At 56.9% G+C, this 19,515-nt stretch carries 15 protein-coding genes and 3 pseudogenes; 13 read left to right on the forward strand and 5 right to left on the reverse strand.

The window, feature by feature from the left end; translation table 11 throughout:
* Positions 1–72: 72 nt before the first annotated feature.
* The 8 genes and pseudogenes from QE432_RS24690 to QE432_RS24720 all read left to right on the forward strand — a co-directional run bounded on the left by QE432_RS24690 (position 73) and on the right by QE432_RS24720 (position 7,626).
* Positions 73–1,059, forward strand: coding sequence for an ABC transporter permease (locus QE432_RS24690; RefSeq protein ID WP_003517191.1), 987 nt, complete (start codon positions 73–75; stop codon positions 1,057–1,059).
* A gap of 9 nt (positions 1,060–1,068) precedes the next feature.
* Positions 1,069–2,193, forward strand: a complete 1,125-nt coding sequence (locus QE432_RS24695; RefSeq protein WP_025591532.1) for an ABC transporter permease — start codon at positions 1,069–1,071, stop codon at positions 2,191–2,193.
* Between the two features lie 8 nt (positions 2,194–2,201).
* Positions 2,202–3,926: an ABC transporter ATP-binding protein gene (locus QE432_RS24700; protein WP_162729767.1), complete on the forward strand. Its 1,725-nt coding sequence runs from the start codon at positions 2,202–2,204 to the stop codon at positions 3,924–3,926.
* A 44-nt stretch (positions 3,927–3,970) separates the two neighbouring features.
* Positions 3,971–5,159: pseudogene (locus tag QE432_RS24705) on the forward strand (galactarate dehydratase).
* Positions 5,146–6,012 (forward strand): aldose epimerase family protein, encoded by an 867-nt coding sequence (locus tag QE432_RS24710; protein WP_113049240.1) that lies wholly within the window; start codon positions 5,146–5,148, stop codon positions 6,010–6,012. Before QE432_RS24705 ends, QE432_RS24710 begins: the two are co-directional and overlap by 14 nt.
* Positions 6,013–6,224: 212 nt before the next feature.
* Positions 6,225–6,653 (forward strand): annotated as a pseudogene (locus QE432_RS26715) (DDE-type integrase/transposase/recombinase); the annotation flags it as partial.
* A 182-nt stretch (positions 6,654–6,835) separates the two neighbouring features.
* Entirely contained in the window at positions 6,836–7,132 is a 297-nt protein-coding gene (locus tag QE432_RS24715; protein WP_019565754.1) for a type II toxin-antitoxin system TacA family antitoxin, read from the forward strand.
* Complete coding sequence (locus tag QE432_RS24720) at positions 7,129–7,626, forward strand: GNAT family N-acetyltransferase (RefSeq protein ID WP_306627282.1); 498 nt, start codon at positions 7,129–7,131, stop codon at positions 7,624–7,626. Before QE432_RS24715 ends, QE432_RS24720 begins: the two co-directional genes overlap by 4 nt.
* A 279-nt stretch (positions 7,627–7,905) precedes the next feature.
* Here the strand turns inward: QE432_RS24720 and QE432_RS24725 are convergent, their stop codons facing one another.
* Genes QE432_RS24725 through QE432_RS24735 form a run of 3 tightly spaced genes read right to left on the reverse strand, consistent with a single transcriptional unit; the run spans position 7,906 to position 10,979 of the window.
* The gene (locus QE432_RS24725) at positions 7,906–8,571 is read right to left on the reverse strand and encodes a GNAT family N-acetyltransferase (RefSeq protein ID WP_113049140.1); all 666 of its coding nucleotides are present in this window, start codon (positions 8,569–8,571) and stop codon (positions 7,906–7,908) included.
* Entirely contained in the window at positions 8,537–9,697 is a 1,161-nt protein-coding gene (locus QE432_RS24730) for a Gfo/Idh/MocA family protein (protein ID WP_113049139.1), read from the reverse strand. The genes QE432_RS24725 and QE432_RS24730 overlap by 35 nt, the downstream gene beginning before the upstream one ends.
* A 31-nt stretch (positions 9,698–9,728) precedes the next feature.
* Positions 9,729–10,979 (reverse strand): ROK family protein, encoded by a 1,251-nt coding sequence (locus tag QE432_RS24735; protein WP_080850363.1) that lies wholly within the window; start codon positions 10,977–10,979, stop codon positions 9,729–9,731.
* A 212-nt stretch (positions 10,980–11,191) separates the two neighbouring features.
* On the opposite strand from QE432_RS24735, the gene QE432_RS24740 reads away from it, so the two are divergent.
* From QE432_RS24740 to QE432_RS24755, 4 genes are all read left to right on the forward strand, one after another.
* Positions 11,192–12,151, forward strand: coding sequence for an extracellular solute-binding protein (locus QE432_RS24740; RefSeq protein ID WP_112497358.1), 960 nt, complete (start codon positions 11,192–11,194; stop codon positions 12,149–12,151).
* Complete coding sequence (locus QE432_RS24745) at positions 12,148–14,154, forward strand: ABC transporter permease (RefSeq protein ID WP_113049137.1); 2,007 nt, start codon at positions 12,148–12,150, stop codon at positions 14,152–14,154. Before QE432_RS24740 ends, QE432_RS24745 begins: the two co-directional genes overlap by 4 nt.
* Positions 14,147–15,106 (forward strand): ABC transporter ATP-binding protein, encoded by a 960-nt coding sequence (locus tag QE432_RS24750; protein ID WP_306627286.1) that lies wholly within the window; start codon positions 14,147–14,149, stop codon positions 15,104–15,106. Before QE432_RS24745 ends, QE432_RS24750 begins: the two co-directional genes overlap by 8 nt.
* 104 nt (positions 15,107–15,210) lie before the next feature.
* Positions 15,211–16,023, forward strand: coding sequence for an inositol monophosphatase family protein (locus QE432_RS24755; protein WP_306627288.1), 813 nt, complete (start codon positions 15,211–15,213; stop codon positions 16,021–16,023).
* Positions 16,024–16,289: 266 nt separating this feature from the next.
* Here QE432_RS24755 and QE432_RS24760 read toward each other — a convergent pair whose 3' ends face one another.
* Entirely contained in the window at positions 16,290–18,194 is a 1,905-nt protein-coding gene (locus QE432_RS24760; protein ID WP_306627489.1) for an AI-2E family transporter, read from the reverse strand.
* Positions 18,195–18,628: 434 nt separating this feature from the next.
* Between QE432_RS24760 and QE432_RS24765 the strand changes: the two genes are divergently transcribed.
* Positions 18,629–19,048: a DUF4112 domain-containing protein gene (locus tag QE432_RS24765; protein WP_013637447.1), complete on the forward strand. Its 420-nt coding sequence runs from the start codon at positions 18,629–18,631 to the stop codon at positions 19,046–19,048.
* A gap of 148 nt (positions 19,049–19,196) precedes the next feature.
* Here the strand turns inward: QE432_RS24765 and QE432_RS24770 are convergent.
* Positions 19,197–19,399, reverse strand: a pseudogene (locus tag QE432_RS24770) (IS630 family transposase); the annotation flags it as partial.
* Positions 19,400–19,515 lie beyond the last annotated feature (116 nt).

A 19,515-nucleotide genomic window follows, 5' to 3' on the forward strand; every position in this document is an offset into this window, starting at 1 on the left:
TGTTTCGACCACCCGAAAGCCGTCTCGTAGTGGATGGCGGCGCGTGTGGTAAAACGTGATTGCGAGAACGTTATGCTGCTATTTATCGTAAAACGCCTGCTGTGGATGATACCATCCCTGTTCGCCGTCAGTTTTCTTGCCTTTGTACTGATCCAGCTGCCACCCGGTGACTACGTGACGACTTACATCGCCACGCTTGCTGCGTCCAACGAAGTCATAGACCACAATACGGCGGCGCAACTGCGAGAGCGCTTCGGGCTCGATGACCCGATGATCGTGCAATATCTCAAATGGATATGGGGCATCATCAGTCGCGGCGATTTTGGCATCTCGTTCGAATGGCAGCAGCCCGTTTCCGGCCTCATCTGGGAGCGCATGGCGCTGACGCTGGTTCTGGCCATAGCAAGCCTTCTCGCAACCTGGGCCATCGCACTTCCGATCGGCGTCTTCTCCGCCGTGCGCAAATATTCGATCGGCGATTATCTTTTTACCGCCTTCTCCTTTTTCGGCCTTTCCATACCGTCATTCCTTCTGGCGCTGGTGCTGATGTATGTCGCGGCGGTGGAATTTGGGGCCGATGTCGGAGGGCTGTTTTCGGCGGAGTACGAGACTGCCTCGTGGAGCATCGCCAAGATGATGGATCTGATGGCCCACATCTGGCTACCAGTTGCGATCCTCGCGGTGTCCTCCACGGCAAGCCTCATCCGCGTCATGCGCGCAAACATGCTGGACGAATTACCCAAACCCTACGTGACCACCGCGCGCGCAAAGGGATTGTCCGAGTTCCGGCTGCTGACGAAATATCCTTTGAGAATTGCGCTCAACCCATTCATTTCCACGATTGCATGGCTGTTGCCCAATCTCATTTCGGGCTCGGTTGTGGTTGCTATCGTGCTCAATCTGCCGACGGCCGCGCCGCTGCTTTTGCAGTCGCTGATGGCGCAGGACATGTATCTCGCCGGCGCCTTTGTGCTTTTGATCTGCGGATTGACGTTGATCGGATCGCTCATCAGCGACATCCTGCTTGCGCTGGTCGATCCGCGCATCCGTCTCGAATAGGAGGGCGCCATGAGCGATATCGCCATCACCACCAATACCCGGCCGGACCGCGCTGCCGTCGCCTCGCAATGGCAACTGATCTGGTGGGCGTTCAAGCGCCACAGGCTGGCCATGGCCGCCCTGTTCGTCACCATCGCAATGTATATCGTCGCGCTTTTGCCAGGTTTCTTCGCCATCAACGATCCGGTTCTGCAGAATGCGCGCGCCACCTTCCATCCGCCGCAACGTGTGCATTTCATCGATACGACGGACGGCCTCTCGCTTGGTCTGCATTATTATCCGCTGAAGCTGACGCGTGATCCTGAAACGCTGGCGGCGGTGTTCGTCGAAGATACGGCCAAGAAAATCCCGATCCAGCTATTCGGTCGCGGCTACGAATATTCGGTGCTCGGCCTGTTCACCACGGATATCCATCTGCTGGCCTCGACCGACAAGACCCGACCGCTCTTCCTTTTCGGCGCGGATCGCCTTGGCCGTGATGTTTTCAGCCGGGTAATACAGGGCTCGCAAATTTCGCTGTCCATCGGTCTCGTCGGCGTGTTTTTCTCGCTGCTTCTCGGTGTCGTTCTGGGCGGTATCTCCGGTTATTACGGCGGCCGCATCGATTTTGTCATGCAGCGCGTCATCGACTTCGTTTTGTCGCTGCCGACCATTCCCATCTGGCTGGCGCTTGCCGCTGCCCTGCCGCAGGGTTGGCCGGCAACGCTGCAATATATGATGATCACCATCATCCTGTCCTTGACCGGCTGGGCGCAGCTTGCCCGCGTCGTGCGGGGCAGGTTCCTGTCACTGAGGACGGAAGAGTTCGTGGCGGCGGCCCGGCTGGATGGCGTGCCGGAAGGGCGCATCATTTTCCGCCATATGCTGCCGAGTTTTTCGAGCCACATCATCGCCTCGGTCACGCTTGCCGTTCCGGCGATGATCCTTGCGGAAACCTCGCTGTCCTTCCTCGGTCTTGGCCTCCAGCCGCCGACCATTTCCTGGGGCGTGCTGCTTCGCGAGGCGCAGAATATTCGCTCGATCGCAACCGCGCCGTGGCTGTTCCTGCCCGGCGTAGCTGTTGTCGTTGCCGTCATGGCGCTCAATCTGCTCGGTGACGGTCTGCGTGACGCAGCCGACCCCTATAACAAGTGAGGCCCCGGATGAGCGATATTCTCTCCATGAAGCCAGACCGACCGCTGCTTGACGTCCGCAATCTGGTCACCGAATTTCCCGTGCGAAACGGCATTTTCCGCGCGGTAAACGATCTGTCTTTTTCCATCGATCCCGGCAAGACGCTCTGCGTTGTGGGCGAAAGCGGTTCCGGCAAATCCGTCACCGCCCGCTCGATCCTGCAGATCATCGACAGCCCCGGTTACATCGCTTCCGGGTCGATCATCCTCAACCGTGCCGACGGCACGTCGCTGGATCTCGCAAAGCTCGATCCGCGCAGCCGGGCCATCCGCTCGGTGCGCGGCGCAGATATCGCGATGATTTTTCAAGAGCCGATGTCGTCGCTGTCGCCGGTGCATACCGTCGGTGATCAGATCACCGAAGTTCTGCGGCTGCACTTGAAGATGAGCAAGGCGCAGGCACGGGCGGAAGCCATCGAGCTGCTGCGACAGGTGGAAATTCCCAACCCCGAAAAGGCGCTCGATCGTTATGCCTTCCAATATTCCGGCGGCATGCGCCAGCGCGCCATGATCGCCATGGCGCTGGCCTGCAAACCGCAACTGTTGATCGCCGACGAACCGACAACCGCGCTGGACGTCACGACGCAGGCCGAAATCCTCGACCTGATATCGCGTCTGCAAAAGGCGCATGGCATGGCGGTGCTGTTCATCACCCACGACATGGGCGTGGTGGCGCAGATTGCCGATGACGTGCTGGTCATGCATCACGGCGTCGCCAAGGAATATGGCACTGTCGATGAAATATTCCACAATCCGCAAGACCCCTATACGCGTATGCTGATCGGCTCGGTTCTGAAGCTGGAGCAGAAGGCGGAAATCCGGCTTGCCCGCCCGCCGCTCGATCTTGCCGCGGCGCCTATCCTGGAAGTGAACGACCTCTCGATGCACTTCGGTGAGATGAAGGCGCTGGATGGCGTGTCGATCAAGCTGCTTCCGGGCGAAACGCTCGGCATCGTCGGCGAAAGCGGCTCCGGCAAGACCACCATGGGCCGCTCGATCATGCGCCTCTACGATCCGACCGTGGGCGAGATGCGCTATCGCCGGGCGGATGGCACGGTGGTCGATCTTGCCAAAATCGAAGGTGCGGAGCTGAAAGCGGCGCGGCGTGAGTTGCGCATGGTTTTTCAGGATCCGTTCGGTTCGCTCAATCCGCGCATGACGGTGGCACAGGTCATCGGCGAGCCGCTGCTGGTCAACGGCATTGCGAAAGGCAAGGAACTGGATGAGCGCGTCTGCGCCCTGATGGAGCAGGTGGGTCTGGACCCGGCCGGACGTGAGCGTTATCCACACGCCTTTTCCGGCGGCCAGCGCCAGCGCATCGGTATCGCCCGCGCCATCACGCTCCGGCCGCGTATCATCGTTGCGGATGAGGCGACGTCGGCGCTCGATGTTTCGGTGCGTTTCCAGGTGCTGGACCTTCTTATGCGGCTGCAGGACGAACTTGGCCTGGCTTACATCTTCATCAGCCATGACATCGGCGTCATCAGATACATGTGCGACCGCGTCGGAGTGATGTATCGCGGCAAGCTTGTTGAGGTGGGAGACGCCGAAAAAGTCTGCAACGCGCCGGATCACCCTTATACGCAGGCACTTCTGTCGGCCATTCCGCGCCCGGATCCGCGCGACCGCGACCGCACGAGAAGGTTCCGCTACGTCGAGCCGCCCGAGATCAAGAACGGAGCTGCTGCCAGATAACAGCGCGGCTGTTGCTTCTCGCAATTCAAGAGGAAGACCAAAGCATGAAAATCGATCGCATGCGGGTATTCGTTACCCGCGACAAGGACCGCCCCCGCGTTATCGTCGCTCTCGATACCGATGACGGTTTGACCGGCTGGGGCGAATGCTACAATCACGGCCCCGATCTCGCATTGCCCCCGGTTCTGGATTACCTCTACGGCTTCCTTGCCGGGCAGGATCCGACTCGGGTCGAGTATCTCTACAATCTTCTCCTCCAACAAAACCGCTTTCCGCCCGGAGCACTTGGTCTTTCGGCAATCTCAGCCCTTGACCATTGCCTCTGGGACCTTGCCGCCAAGGCGGCAGGCGTGCCTGTGTACAAGCTTTTGGGCGGCGAAGTGCGTGATCGTATCAAGGTTTACGCCGGCGTCTACACGGCACCGGATGCACCGGCGGCAAGGGAGGAATTCGATCGTCTCAACGAAGACTGGGGGTTCACAGCCTTCAAGCTAAGCCCATGGCGCGTCGATATTCACGCCCATCGCTGGGGTGAGGTGGTGCGCAGTTCGGCCGAATATTTCCGCTCGCTTCGCGAAACGGTGCGGCCCGACTACGATATTGCCTTCGACGCGCATGCCAAGATTTTCGAGCCTGCTGCCGCTCGTCAACTGGGTAATGCGCTTTGCCCCTTACGATCCGCTATTTTTCGAAGAGCCGTTGCGTCCGGAAAATATCGAGATGTGGGGAGACCTGAAGCAGGGGCTGAACTGCACGCTGGCAACGGGTGAAAGTCTTTACAACCGCAATGACTTCCTGCGTCTTCTGCAAGTCCGGGGCGCCGATATAATTCAACCCGACATCTGCGTTGTCGGTGGTATTTCGGAAATGCGCCGCATCGCCACGCTTGCAGAGGCGCATTTCGTCAGCATCGCACCGCACAACCCGATGGGGCCGCTCGCCACCGCCGTCAACGTTCATTTCTCCGCCGCCCAGCAGAATTTCCGTATTCTTGAATACAGGCTGCCGAAAGGGCAGTGCTATGTTTATGGCGGCACTGACCTCGAAAAACGCGAGGATGAAACGCGCTATGTTGTCGACCCTTATCTGCCAAAGGATGGATACCTGGAACTGAGGCCGGACCGACCGGGTTGGGGAGTCGAGATGGATGAAAAGGCCATGCAGGAAGATGGCTATGTTCACTGGCAGCGACGCGTGCCGAAACGGCCTGATGGCTCATATGCTTTTGCCTGAAACGGTTACGATTGCCTTCAGGCAGCTTTCGGCCCGCCTCCACCCTTCCTGGGGTGGAAGAATGACGCATCTGCACCACGAGGATCACGGCGATATTCTGGTGCCGACAGCGGGGGAGTCTTTTGACCCGTTGAACTGGCCGAGGGCAGGTGCCTATCCGCTCATTCCTTACCACAACAGGTTATATGGCAGCTCATTCGTTCACGCGGATATCCGCCACGACCTTCTTCCACATCCCGCCCTTTCGCCTGATGCCATGCATGGACCTGCTCACCGACGATCGTGGGATATTTCCAGCTTGGCGGCCGATCAGTGCACGCTGGTGCTTGACTATAAGGCGGATGCTGAGTGGCCATTTTCCTTCCGCGCTGAACAATCTTTTATGCTTGAAAGCAACCGTTTGACGGTGGAATTGTCGATAACCAATCTGGAAAACCGGCCTGTGCCGGTTTCGCTTGGCTGGCATCCCTATTTTTCGGCAGGACTGGGCTGCGACGCCAGCACCGATGCCAAACTGCAATATCCCCTCGATGTGCAGAACGTGCCAACCGGCCAGCAAGCGGTGCCCCGCTCGAAACCTGCCATTCCTGCTACGACGGGATACACCTTGCACTTCACCGACTGGTCATATGCGCGCATCGGTTTTGACAGTTTTTCACTGTTGCTCGAGGCCGACCCTGTTTTTAGCAATCTCGCTGCCCACCGTATGGACCGCTATCTTTGTCTTGAACCCGTTTCCATGGTCGCCGGAGCGCTTGGCTTACCGGAACCAGAGCGAAATGGCCGCGGCGTCGAAACGATCTCGCCCGGTCAACGACTGTCGGGGTTTATCAGGCTTTCTATTGAAAGTTGACAGGGGCGTAGGTGCCTCACGCACATAACGGCTATTCCGGGCGCTCCGCCTGTCTTGAATCCTGCGCAATCAGTAAGGTTATGCGTTCCTATCTCAAGGATATCCCCTGGCGATCAACGTCTTCCGAGCGGCGGCGTACGCCTCCTGCAGCGCCTAGTGGCCTTAGCCCGTCAAGAGGTGTTGTCGCGCTAACCGGCTCGCCGTTGCCCACGTTTTGGATTGGGCGCGCAGTCGATCAGGATGGCGTCGTTCTCGAAGAAATATTACAGAAGCGACGTGACAAAAGGGAGGCCAAGCGCCTACTCGTGTCTTTGATGAAGCGCTGTGGTTTTGCTCCCTAGCGGATCATCACTGACAAGCTGCGCTCCTACGAGTGCGGCAAATGCGGACGTGGCTGCCGGCCTTAACAATTGGTCGCACAACAGCTTCAACAATCGGGCCGAGAACAGCCATCTGCCGTTTCCAACCGAGAACGAACCCTGCAGCGTCGCCGATCGCCCGGAGCGTTGCAACAGTTCGTTTCTATGCACTGCGCTACCCAACATCGCTTTTCTGTTTCCGCCCGCCGCCGCGCCGCACAAACAATTCGCTACCGCCTTGAAGCGTTCGATGCATCGAAAATTGCTGCCTGCATCGCTTGAAAATTCGAGCCGCTGCCTTTCTCGGCCTAGGTAACTTAACGTGACAACATCCCATGAGGTTATGCTTCAAGCCGGCGTCTGTCGTGCGCTCGTCCGCAGGCGAATGTAACGACATTATCTTTACGACGCTTGTAAAGATAATGTCGTTACGCTATATAAATGCGCTTGGATAGGAGTTTCTCATGCCGACCTCACACACGGGTAAGAGCCCGGACGCAAGTGTGCCGCTGAATATGCGCATCAAACCTGCTACTCGCAACTTGATCGATCGCGCCGCAGAGTTGCTCGGCAAAACGCGCACAGATTTCATGTTGGAAGCTTCCGAGCGCCGTGCGGAGGAGGTGCTGCTCGACCGTACAATCGTCACGGTAAGCCCCGAAATTTATGCCGAATATCTTGCCCGTCTCGATGCGCCTGCACAGCCCAATGAGCGTCTAAAGCGCACGATGTCGACCAAAGCGCCCTGGGATGAGGCGTGACTCTCAGCGCACCAGTCCCCCTGGCCGATCATCACGAACTGGCCGAATTCAATTCTGGAGTACCTGAACTGGACGACTGGCTTCGGCGCCGTGCCCGGGCCAATCAAGCAGGCGGCGCGTCGCGGACCTTTGTCGTGTGCGAGGAGAGCCGCGTCGTCGCGTACTATGCCCTGGCCTCTGGCTCCGTGAAACCGCCGGAAGTGCCTGGCCGCTTTCGGCGCAATATGCCTGATCCAATCCCAGTTGCAGTGCTTGGCCGCCTCGCCATTGATCAATCCTGTCAAAGGCGTGGTATCGGCAGGGCATTGGTGCGCGACGCGGGTTTGCGCCTGCTGAATGCCGCTGAAGTGCTCGGGATCCGCGGCGTGCTGGTCCATGCGATTTCTGATGACGCACGAGCCTTCTACGAAGCCGTCGGCTTCCTGTCTTCTCCGTCCGATCCCATGATGCTGATGGTCGGTTTGCACGACCTCGACAATGCGCTGAATACCTAAACGAAATTCATCAATAATTTTCGTTTGAGTCCATTCCACTGTGTTTCTAAGCCAATGGAACTGCTCGAAAAAGTCTGACAACAAATGACGTGCGGTGGGTTCGTACCCCTTCAGGGCGAAAAGACACTTTGTCGCAAAACGGAGTGGACTTTAAAGGCCAGCTCGCCATGAAAATCATTTCTGGAATAGTTTTGGTTATCCTCGAGCTTCGACAAAAGAAAACAAAAGGCGCTACAGCTTGAAGAGCGACGTTAGAAATCGCGACGCGCTTTAAGTATTTCATTCAATCAGCCGCTTCGCCATCACGATCGATGGTGTCCGGTCAATTTCCACAAAGCCGAATTTGGCGTAAAATGCTACGACCTTTTCGTTATACTGATTAACGCCTAGATGGACGCCTCTTACGTCAGACCTCGTTAAAGAATCCAGTTGATGTCGCAGTAGCGACGACCCATGGCCGCCATTTTGGATCTCAGGAAGAAGATTAATATGCAGATGGGCCGGGTAGGGCCGTGTGACCTCAGCCGGGGTCTTTCTTGCGCTTCGAATATAGGAAAGAACGTTCTCATCCTCTACTGTCCGTGTTTCGAAATCGCGGAGCTCTTCCTGCAAGGACGGCCACCATACGGCCTCGAGCCAATTTTCATAGGCAATCGTATCGGGTGCGGCGACACAGTAGCCCATGACGACGTCACCCTTCGTCAGCACGAATGCAGTTTCTGCGCAGAAGCGGACATAGGGCAGCGCCCATAAGAGTCCGGGAAGTCTCGGGTCAGAGTAGTATTGCGATCCGTCTTTGCCTCGATCTGAAGTGCGCACACATATGTCGAGGATCGCCGTCTCATCGGACGGTCGGGCTTTGCGGATGGTAACGGATGATAAAGACGCTGGCATGGTCATAATCGCGGCCTCAGGCAGCCACATGCGGGGTGCGAAGCGCGTCATCGAAGCGCTGCCAGGTTTCAGCAAGCTCGATGGTGCGCCGGAGACGGCGTGCCTCATCGATCTTGATTGCCACGAGCCCCGCTTCCAAGGCTGAGACGATATTGACGGGCAGGGGAGAGGCCTCGGTCAGATGCCTGTAGATATCCGAGGCCATCTGATCATCTGCGCCATAGTGATCGCTTTCGTGCCCCTCGTAACGCCGCTCGACTAGCTTTTCGCCTGTTATTGCAGAGTGCACCTCGAAGCGATTGCGGATGAAATCGCCTTCGGCCATTCCCTTGCTACCGATCACGCAGAAGCGGCGGAACTGATCTGGAACGTTGAGATTGGTATGAAACGTCATCGTCGCCCCGCCATTATATTCGATAATCGCGGTCTGATAGTCGATAATATCGCCGTCACTCTCAAACACCGCGCCACCCTCTAGCCAGCCGCTCGGCTTTTTATAGAATTCTCGCTGTTGAAACGCGGAGAACTGATCCGGTTTGTTTTCCGCGATAAACGACTTTCGGCCGCCGAAGCTGGCAACGGCCATCGCCCGCTGCCCAACAACGCTGCCATAGAGGTCGAGATCGTGGCAGCATTTCTCCAAGATAAACGGCCCGGCATAGCGCGTATGCCGTCGCCAGTCCCGCATGAAGAATGCTCCGTGGTAGGGTGCGATATGCTCGGATGCCTCAATCGACGTGATGGCGCCGATTTGACCTTGCGTCTGCGCTGCGCGCAGATCCCGATAAAGGTCAGAGTACCGCAGAACTAGCCCCACGATAACGCTTTCATCGCCATATTCGGCAAGCAAACGCGCCATCGTCATCGTCTGGTTTTCGTCGATCACCACCGGTTTCTCCGTGAAAACCCGCACGCCTGCGCGCAATCCGGCGGTGATATGTTCCAGATGGAAAAGATTGGGCGAGCCGACCATAAGAAGATCCGGCTTCGTCTGCGTCAGCATAGCCTCGATGGTTTCGAAACGTCGCGGCGCCGCCATGCCTGCGGACTGAATGGCTGGAAGGCCAGCAGGCTGCGCGTCCATCAAGCCGACAATTTCCAGTTCAGGGCAGGCCTTGCGGAAGGAGGCAATGACATTGGCGAGCCGAAAGCCGAGTCCGGCAATTGCGATTTTCATGTTTTAGTCCTGTCGGCAAGAGTCATGTAAATCAGGATGACGTGTCGTCATCCGTTGGCGCGCCTGCGACCCGATCGAAGCGTCTTTCGAAATCGATCGTCTGGCTGCGTCCGCGCATGGATGAGAGCCGCCTGAAGTCTGGGCTGCCATGGGCAATCACAGGTAGCATGGCAGCGCCGATCGCGGCGGCCTCCGGCCCTAGAGCGCCAGCACACAGCCGGGGAATTTCGCGGTGACTTCGGGCGCTGACTGACGGCAAAAGGGGATAGGCCCGGTCGATCAGGGAATTGATGAGCGCTGGGGGAAAGTGCCCTCCAACCACGATGGTCTGTGGGTCCATGATGTTTTCAAGCAGCGACACCAGCAACCGCAGACGCTTTGAATTGAGATCGAGCCATCGCATCAGAATACTGTCGCGTTGAGCGTAAAGTTTCTCCAATGCCCCAGGCCGCGCAATCTCCCTGCTTTCGCACGACAGCATCGCTGCAAGCTCGTCGATCGAAAACGGTGTCTGTTTCCCCGCATCTGGATTGGCAAGTTCCGCCGGCCATGTCAGGAGACCGATTTCTCCGGCATTGTTCCAAAATCCCTGGAGCGGCATGCTGTCATTGATAATGCCTGCCCCAAGTCCGTGCCCGACGAAAATATGGACGTAGTGGCTCAGTCCTCCCGCACTTCCCACCCTCAGTTCGGCAACTGCTGCGGCTGTGGCGTCATTCTCGATGATGGTGGGGAGGCCACATGCATCTTCGATGGCTTCCGCCACCGGCATACGGCTCCACGCATCCCAACCCGGCGGGCCGACGGGATGTTCGAATTCCGCCTCCTGCAATGTGGGCATCGCGATGCCGATGCCCCAGGCGGGACGATCCACGGTAACCGACCGCAGACGCTGTGTCATATCGGCGATGGCACGGATGGTGTCGGATGGATCTTCGAGCGATGCGGATGCGGTTTCGCGACCCAACTCCTGCCCCGCCAGATCGCAGACGATGCCCAGAAGCCCGTCGCGATCCACGTGAATACCCAGGCAGCAACCGGCATCGGCCCTGACCCACATCTTCTTTTGCGGCGCACCGCGCGCGCCCTCTTGTTGGATGGTTTCTACAACCACTGAACGGTCTATCAGGTCCTTGCAGATATTGGACATGGTCTGCGGCTTCAAGCCCGTCACATCAACAAGGTCACGCCGGCTTATGCCGTTGCCAGATCGGATAAGATCGAAAACGAGGCGACGGTTGTAGCGGCCGGAATATGTGTGATTGCTGCCCATCAAGCTCATCGGGGCCAATTCCTATTTAATAAATTAAATGGAATTTATCAGCCCAGCCAATGGGCGTCAAGCAGTTCGCAATGCAGATGATCTTAGCCTTCAGTCATAATACTGTAACGCAAGGACCGTAATTCCGCAGAAAAGGCGGCTTGATTTTTAATCTGGTAAATGGATTAATAGGGTCGCCTTCTTCTCAGTGACTTTAAAAAGGGAACATAGTCATGCTGAAATGGACCTTGCGGCGTATCATAGCGGGCGCGTTGGCGTCGGCGTCGATCATCAGTGTTGCGAATGCCGGAGAACTGGTGGTCTACACCGCTCATGGGGAGGCGACATCTGCTCCCATCCTCGACGCTTTTGCCAAGGAAAATCCGGATGTGAAGGTGACCGTCGTGCGCGGCGGTACTGGCGAGCTGATCGAGCGTCTGCGTGCAGAAGGTGGCAATTCCTCGGCAGACGTCATGTGGGGCGGACCGACGCAGACCTTCGAAGAAAATGGAGCGCTATTCCAAGCGTTCGAAAGCAAGTCCGACGCCGACATGGTGACTAACGATCCCAATCACATCTGGCATCCGTTCACGGTGCTGCTGCAGCCGCTGGTCGTCAGCACCAAACGCGTCGAGGCCGGCTCCATACCAAGGACGCAGAAAGATCTCGTCTCACAAGACTTCGCAAAGAACGGTGGCCTGATTATTCCAGACCCTGCAAAATCCGGCACCGGATATGTCATTCTTTCCGCTCTTGCTGGCAATTTCGGTTGGGATTTCGTCGGTCAAATGGCCAAGGGTGCGCGCATTGCTCCCGGTTCCGATGACGCCTTCAACGCCGTACGCGACGGTGAAGCAGCAGTTGGCTGGATTAACGAGGATCTGGGTGCCAAGTGGAAGGCTCAAGGTCTGCCGATCGAAATCGTCTATCCGACCGATGCGGTTACCGGCCAGATCGATGCGCAAGCCATCGTCAAGGGCGCACAGCACATCGAAGACGCCAAGAGCTTCATTGATTTCCTCGGCAGCAAGACGGCGCATGAAATCGTTCGCGACGCCACCGTTCGACGCTCGGCACGCAAGGATGTAACGCCTCCCGCCGCTCTGCCTGACATGGCTACGCTCACAATCGTATCCGCTGTCGATCCGCGCCCTGTGGTCGTGGCTCGCTTTCAGGAGCTTCGCGGAAAATGAAGGTGCTGCGCGACACTTGGCTGATATTTTCAATCGTCGCGCTCGTGCTCTGCGGCCTGACGATTGTTGTCCCGCAGGTTCGCCTCATGGCCGCCTCCCTCCTGGAGGAGGGCGGCCGTTTTACTCTTCTGCATAATAAAGACGGCTTGCAATTCGTCCCGGAAATGACCGCCCGATACAGCGTTGCTAAACTTTCTGACGGCGTTGCGATAACGCTGAGTTCGACTGACAGTCTGACTGTAGACGTCCAGGATGACCGAACGCTGCGCCTCTCTTCGCAAGAGCCGATTTCGGTTGGTAAGGACGAGGCAGGTTTACTTGAACTCGATCTGGGCTCGGCTCGGTTCACGCTTTCGCAGCAGGCGCCCCGGGGGCTATTCGCGACAACTTCACCAGCACCCTTAGATATCAACGCGCAGTCGCTCAACACTGTCCTGCTCTCACATGCCGCGAACGCCTACATCACCTTCGAAAACAAATCGCTGTCGCTCTCTGCTGTCCACTATACCGACTTCTTTACACGCTCGGAAACCCTTTCCGCCACGGTAAACAGCCTGCTGATCGCGTTGACGTCCACCGGACTTGCCGCTTTGATCGGCGTATCGCTGGCTTATCTTATCGCACGTTACCGGGTCGCGGGCAGCACTGCTATCGTCTTTCTTGTCACTATGGCGTCCGTGTCTCCACCATTTCTGGGGGCATACGCCTGGCGCTTGCTTCTGGGACGAAACGGCGTTCTGACCAACTATCTCGGCCTCGATGTCTCGATTGTCGGCTTGCATGGCGTCATTTGGGTCATCACCTGGCTGGTCTTTCCAATCATCTTTCTGCTCAGCCACAGCTCGTTTCAGAGTTTGGACGCTGGCCATATCGAGGCAGCGGAAAGCCTTGGTGCCAAGCCGCCTCGTGTGCGCATGACGGTCGAAATTCCGCTGGCACTCCCCGGCATCATCACCGGTCTCTATCTGGCAACGATGGCAGCCCTGTCTGACTTCGGAACGCCGCGCATCATTGGCCTCGATGTCAACGCACTGCCGGTTCTGATCTATACGTCCTTCCTGAGCGAGGCTGGGCGCAATCCGGCGCTTGCGGCCACAGGATCGATTGTGCTCATCACCATCTCGAGCCTGTTCCTCATGGCGCAGCAAATCTATTTGGCGCGACGCGGTTTTGCCGTGGTGTCGTCGCGGGCGCTGGAACGCAAGCCGCTATCGCCTCTTGCTCATGTCACAGTGCTTGGCGCGGTCATCATTGCCCTTCTCATGGCATTCACGCCCCACCTGACGGTGCTGGTTTCCAGCTTCATGGAATGGCGGGTCGGCCTACCCAGGGCGAACTTTACGCTGGAAAACTACGCCACTATGTGGCGCACCGGCATGGGGCCGGCTTGGGTGACCTTGTCGCTTGGTATTGCCGGAACGCTGGCGGCAACAGCAATCGGGTTGGGGATTGCATATGTGATTATACGCAAGCGCTACCGGATCATCGCCCCCGTTCTCAGCCTCACTGTCATGATGCCCTACGTCATTCCCGGCACGGTGCTCGGTATCGGTCTCATCATGATGTTCAACAAGGCGCCGCTGCAACTGACCGGCACCTGGTTCATCCTTCTCCTTGCCTATCTCATTCGAAACCTGCCTTTTACGGTGAAGGCGTCAGAGGCGGCCCTGAGGCGCGTTCACCCGGCTCTCGAAGAGGCCGCAATCAGTCTTGGAGCGCGTCCATTCAGGGTGTTCTTCACCATAACGGCACCTCTTGTTCTGGCGGGGGCGGTAACCGGTGCAACGCTCACCTTCCTTCACATCGTCACGGAGCTGTCGTCTACCATCGTTCTCTATCGTCCGCCGTGGAAGCCGATGACAGCCGTGATCTTCGAAAACACGCTTGTCGATGCCGATTTCGGTGTCTCCGCAGCACAGACCATCCTGCTGATGCTGATCATTTACATCCCTCTCTATTTCATTGTCCGCTACGGCCAAATTCGAGGAAATTCCGGTGGTTGAAACCTCATCTTCCAAAACTCCAACCCAAGGCTGCGAGGTCGTCATCGACGCCGTCTCCAAGACCTTTGGCAATCATGCAGTTCTGAAAGACATCAGCCTCACGATCAGGCCCGGCGAATTCTTCACGCTGCTAGGGCCGTCCGGTTGCGGCAAGACGACACTTTTGCGCGCCATTGCAGGTTTCCACCCAATCGATGGCGGAAAAATCCTGTTCAACGGGCAGAACGTGACCTCGTTCGCCGCCTGGGACAGAAATATCGGCTTCGTCTTCCAGAACTATGCGCTGTGGCCAAACCAGACCGTGTTCGACAATGTCGCTTACGGGCTCAAACTGCGTAAGGTTCAGAAGAGCGAAGTTGCTGAAAGGGTTCGGGCCGCACTGGCCCAGGTCGAGCTTCACGGCGTCGAGAAGCGCTATCCCGCAGAAATGAGTGGGGGTATGCAGCAGCGCATCGCGCTGGCGCGTGCACTCGTCATCAACCCGCCGCTGCTTCTCATGGACGAGCCCATGTCCAACCTTGATGCGCGTCTTCGCGTGGCTCTTCGCCATGAACTGCGCAGTCTGCAGAAGAGACTCGGTCTGACAGCAATCTATGTGACGCATGATCAGGAAGAAGCCCTCGAAATGTCGGACCGGATCGCCGTGATGCAGAATGGAATCGTGCAGCAGCTTGCAGATCCCGAAACAATTTATTCGCGACCGGCGAACCGCTTCGTTGCCGAGTTCGTCGGCAGCGCAAACTTTCTGGAGGGCGAATTTGATGAGACCGGCTTCCAGATGGCTGACGGATCGAGACTTCCTATCACAGGAAGCGGCCACCGCGGTAAAGGCACACTTGTCGTGCGTCCCGAACAGGTAATGACCCGCGAAAACGGCAGCGCTCTCGTCAATGCAACGGTGAAAGATCGCCGCTTCATGGGCAAGGCCTGGACGCAGACGCCTTCGACTTGAGAACGGTGCGACCATCTCGGTGGAAACACGACACGCACTCGATCTCGACTCGCGCGTCGGTGTGGATTTCGAGACGATGACTTTTCTACCCTCGGGAGTATGAGATGGCGGACCTGTCGCTTGACGAACTGATGCAGCTTGCATTGTCCGCCGCACTTGCCGGAGGCGCTGAACTGAAGACGCATTTCGGCGCCATGTCCCGCGATAGTGTTCAACGAAAAGCTTTGGGTGATTATGCGTCCAAGGCGGATCTTGCTACCGAGGAGGCTATTGCCGCAGTTCTGGCAAGGGCAGGTGATCGCTACGGTTTCGTGGGTGAAGAAACCGGTACGCGCAAGCCAGACGCACGACGCCGCTGGGTGGTAGACCCGCTCGACGGAACCAGCAACTTCATTTGGGGCATTCCCTATTTTGCTGTCAGCATCGCTCTTTGCGACGACGATGGCGAAATACTGGGCGTCGTCCTTGACCCATTGCGGGACGAGATGTTCACGGCAGTTCGAGGGCAGGGTGCCCGGATGAACGGTAAGGAACTGACACGGTTGGAAGAGAAAAAGCCCGAAGAATCCATCATATCTCTATCTATGCCGATCCACGGACAGTTGAAGTCGATGGACCGCAGTAGTTTCTTCCGGGCCCTGGATGCCATCACCAACGAGACAGCAGGCATCCGCAGACTTGGCTCGGCCGCACTTGATCTCGCATATGTTGGCGCGGGCAGGCTAAATGGCTATTTCGAAGACGGCCTTAGCCATTACGACTACGCGGCTGGAAAGATCATTGCCCAGGAAGCCGGAGCGCTTGTTACCTCGCTTAGCGGCGGTGTTGTAAAGGACGGCGGTTCACTGTTGGCGGGAACGTCATCCATACATCAGTGGCTCCAATCCAAGTTTCAGCAAGGGGAGACTCCAAGCTGAAAGGTCTCACAACCGCAGGCCGCTTTTGATGTAGCAACTGTCAAGCTTTAGATCTGACTGCTCTTAGTTCGCCGTAGATACCGAGAGACGCGTGACGTTATCAATCTTTGTATCGATGCATCGTGCTTTTTGCAGAGTACGGGTTTGGGCGGTGATGAGCGTGCGCAAGTCCAGGGGCTGAAGCTTTCGGGTGGTCCTATGCGTTATGATCCAGGAGACGAGATGCGTGCACATTGGTAGTATCAACAGACTTCTCGTGGCTGCGTTTAGGCAGCCACCGGCGGCACTCGGCGCTGGCGTGCCACTTTTCTCACGGGGCTTTTCAAGGCCACAGGGCCTGTGTCGCTCAGGGCCGACAAGACGGCCTGCGTCAGCGAAGCGGCAACGAAGTCGGCGCTTATGTCTTGTGGGTCGATTGGCGCTTCGCGCCCGCCTTCTCCCATCGGCAACAATATGCCGACACGAAGAGAAGGTCTTACACGCTTCAAACGACGGACGATCTGTCGTGCGTGCGATTTCGAGTTCTCATTGAGAAACGTGACGACAACGGTGTCGATATCGTCAGCCACCAGAGCCTTTAAATCTCGCCCTTCAATCACTGTATAGTCTGCTTGTCTGATCTGCGCACCCTGAACCAAGAGAACTTGCGATAACATCGCAGACGCTGCATCGTCCATGGCCCCTCGGCCTCCCAGGGATAGAATGGATCTGCCTTTACCGTCCGGTAGCGCGATTGTCTCTTTGGTCTCTGGCGCTGAAGTCTGTTCGTCTTCCGACATTCCCTCGTTTTCCTCTTCGCTCGCAATCTCTGCAAGATTTTCAATGAGGGCATGGGCGCTGGAGGCAAGAAGCGCGATCTGAGCCTCTGTCATCACGCCGCGCTGGCGGTCCGCTTCGCCCAGGATTAAGGCAGGAAGACCAACTTTTTCGTAGTAGTCGATGAGATATTCTTCTTCGAGAAACTCTTCGGCGTTGTCAGTCGCTTCGTTGGGGTCGCCGGAGAGCAGCCGCTGGTAAAGCTTTTCCTGCGGTTGGAGGACTGGTTCATTTCCGAGCAGAACATCCAGAAAACTAAACTCGGGGACATATCTGCCAAGAACGACCAGACACACCGTGAGAGGTGTCGACAGCATTAACCCCAGTGGTCCCCAAAGCCAGGACCAGAAGATTGCGGAGATGATGATCGCCATCGGAGACAAGCCGGTGTGGCTACCATAGAGCCAAGGCTCAACGACGTTATTGCTGATCAGTTCGGTGATGATGAAAAGTGCCGCGACCCACGCGACCAACGACCAGCCGGGAGAGATTGCAAGGGCGAGGAACAGCGGCAACACCATTCCGATAACGGGACCAATATAGGGCACGAAACGCAGAACCAGCGTCAGCAGACCCCATAGAATCGCGTTCGGAATGCCAAGCACCCAAAGCCCAATGGTGATGGGAAAGGCGTAAAGGGCATTTACCACCAATTGCATCAGAAGGTATTTCCCAACCCGTTTTCCAGCGTCCTGCAGCGCTGCCGTCGTGCGATGGAGGTCACCAAGTCCAACCAGCCTGATAAACCTGTCGCGAAGGTCCTCACGCTCGATCAACATGAAAATAACAAGAACGATGACCAAACCTGCCGTTGCAAACGGGCTGATAAGCGGAAGAATGAAATTGCCAAGTGTCTCGACCGGATGGGATCGCGTGACGATTTCAACGGGCATCGGCTCTCGCATGGTTGGTGCGGTCGACTGCTCGTCCTGACTTTCGACGGCGCGTGTTTGCAACTCGGCGCCGACACGCTCGACAACCTTGCTCAGATGTTCGAGCACACCATTGCCTGATCCGGCTTGGCTGAGCGCCTGAACCTTGGTGACTATATTGCGCTGATATGTCGGGATGTTTTCGGCAAGATTTGTCACCTGCGTGGCGACGACGAAACTGAACAGCGCAATTGCCATGAAGGCTGAGGCGACCGCCAAAATAACGGCGGCAATCTTGGGCACAGAGTGTTTTCGGAGAAAAGAGACAATAGGTGCCAGAGTGAATGTCAGGAGGAGAGCCAAGGCTAATGGCACGAAGATTTCCTGACCCACGTGCAGGATGACCGCGACGCCAATCAGAATGAGAATCGTTCGTCCAGAAAGCCTGGTGTTAGCCAGCGGACCTTGATGAGAAACGGCCATAAGTTTTCCGATGTCGTTTGTTGTTAAAGCGCCAGTGTCCATCAGCAGTCCGCCTTTAGATGCACCGATGAACTCAAAAAAAATGTGCCATGTCCGCATCTGCTTTATGAAGATCAGCTTTAACTCGCGAAAGACGTTAAAGATGCAAGGGCGTGCCTTACATCTTTCTCTCGACCTAGCAGTCCTGTAGTAGCGCCAATGTAAGGGAGAATATTGCTTAAAAATTACTGTGGCCTATCGGAATCGAAAAAGGGGTGTAGGGCCTGAGCGATGCCGGGCGATTGGTGCTGTCACATAGGCAGGATCGAGGCGATTGAGCGTAACTGGTTCGGTTTCAATGGATGCAGATAGCTTGCGCAACGCTCTTGAACGCAACTCTCCACATCCCCATTCATATTAGGCTGAGGCATATCTCTTTTATGGAGCACGATTGTATGACAGCGAGAACGTGGAACGCCCACGGCACATCGGACGACTTCGTGGATGGTGCTGAGCGGCTCCGCCGCCTGCGGCGGCTGTCGGGCATCGCTCGTATGATGGACACAGCGATCCGCATTCCTGGCACGGGAATCCGTTTTGGTGCAGATTCCATCATGGGTTTGCTGCCACTGATTGGTGATGGTGCGGGCGCGATTGTCGGCCTCTATATCGTCAATGAAGCGCGCCGCCTTGGTGTGCCGCAGGAAAAGCTTGCGCGAATGGTTGGCAACATCGCCATGGATGCTCTTGTGGGCAGTGTTCCTGTCTTCGGTGATCTGTTTGATATTTATTTCAAATCGCACCGCCGTAATGTCGATATGATCATCCAGCACTTTGGCATCCATGGCGACGACTTGCGGCGGAAGCGCAAATAAGCCTCGACGATGGCCCGAAAAAACCTGGCTGCGGTTCTGGAGTCGCAGTCGAGGTGTACCGTTTCCTCGTCTGTGGTCGAGACTGCGTCTTTCAGCCTGTGCACATTGTTGGCTGTCGCCTTAGGGCGGGTAGGCTCAACTAAGATCCTTCAGTGCCGGATAGAGGCCGCCCCGGCGGACGGAGTCGTCCCTGTTTCGCCGGGTCAGCCGGCTTTCCTGCTCGCTCGCAATCCACGCGATGGCTGTCAAAATACAAATCCCAAATCTGGACGCTGCTGAGCGCGCCGATATGCCATCCCGTGACGCAGCTAGAACGCGGCTACGCAGATCGTCGCTGAAAGCTCGGGCCATGTTGCTTGCGACCAAATCGCCAATCGGATCGCTGGAATCAGAATTCCGCCAGTAAGGGAGGCCTAAACGCGATTCCGCGTTCAACGGACGTGCTCTATAAACCCAATGGAAATCAG

Source organism: Agrobacterium sp. SORGH_AS_0745, from assembly GCF_030818995.1.
Lineage (GTDB): Bacteria > Pseudomonadota > Alphaproteobacteria > Rhizobiales > Rhizobiaceae > Agrobacterium > Agrobacterium tumefaciens.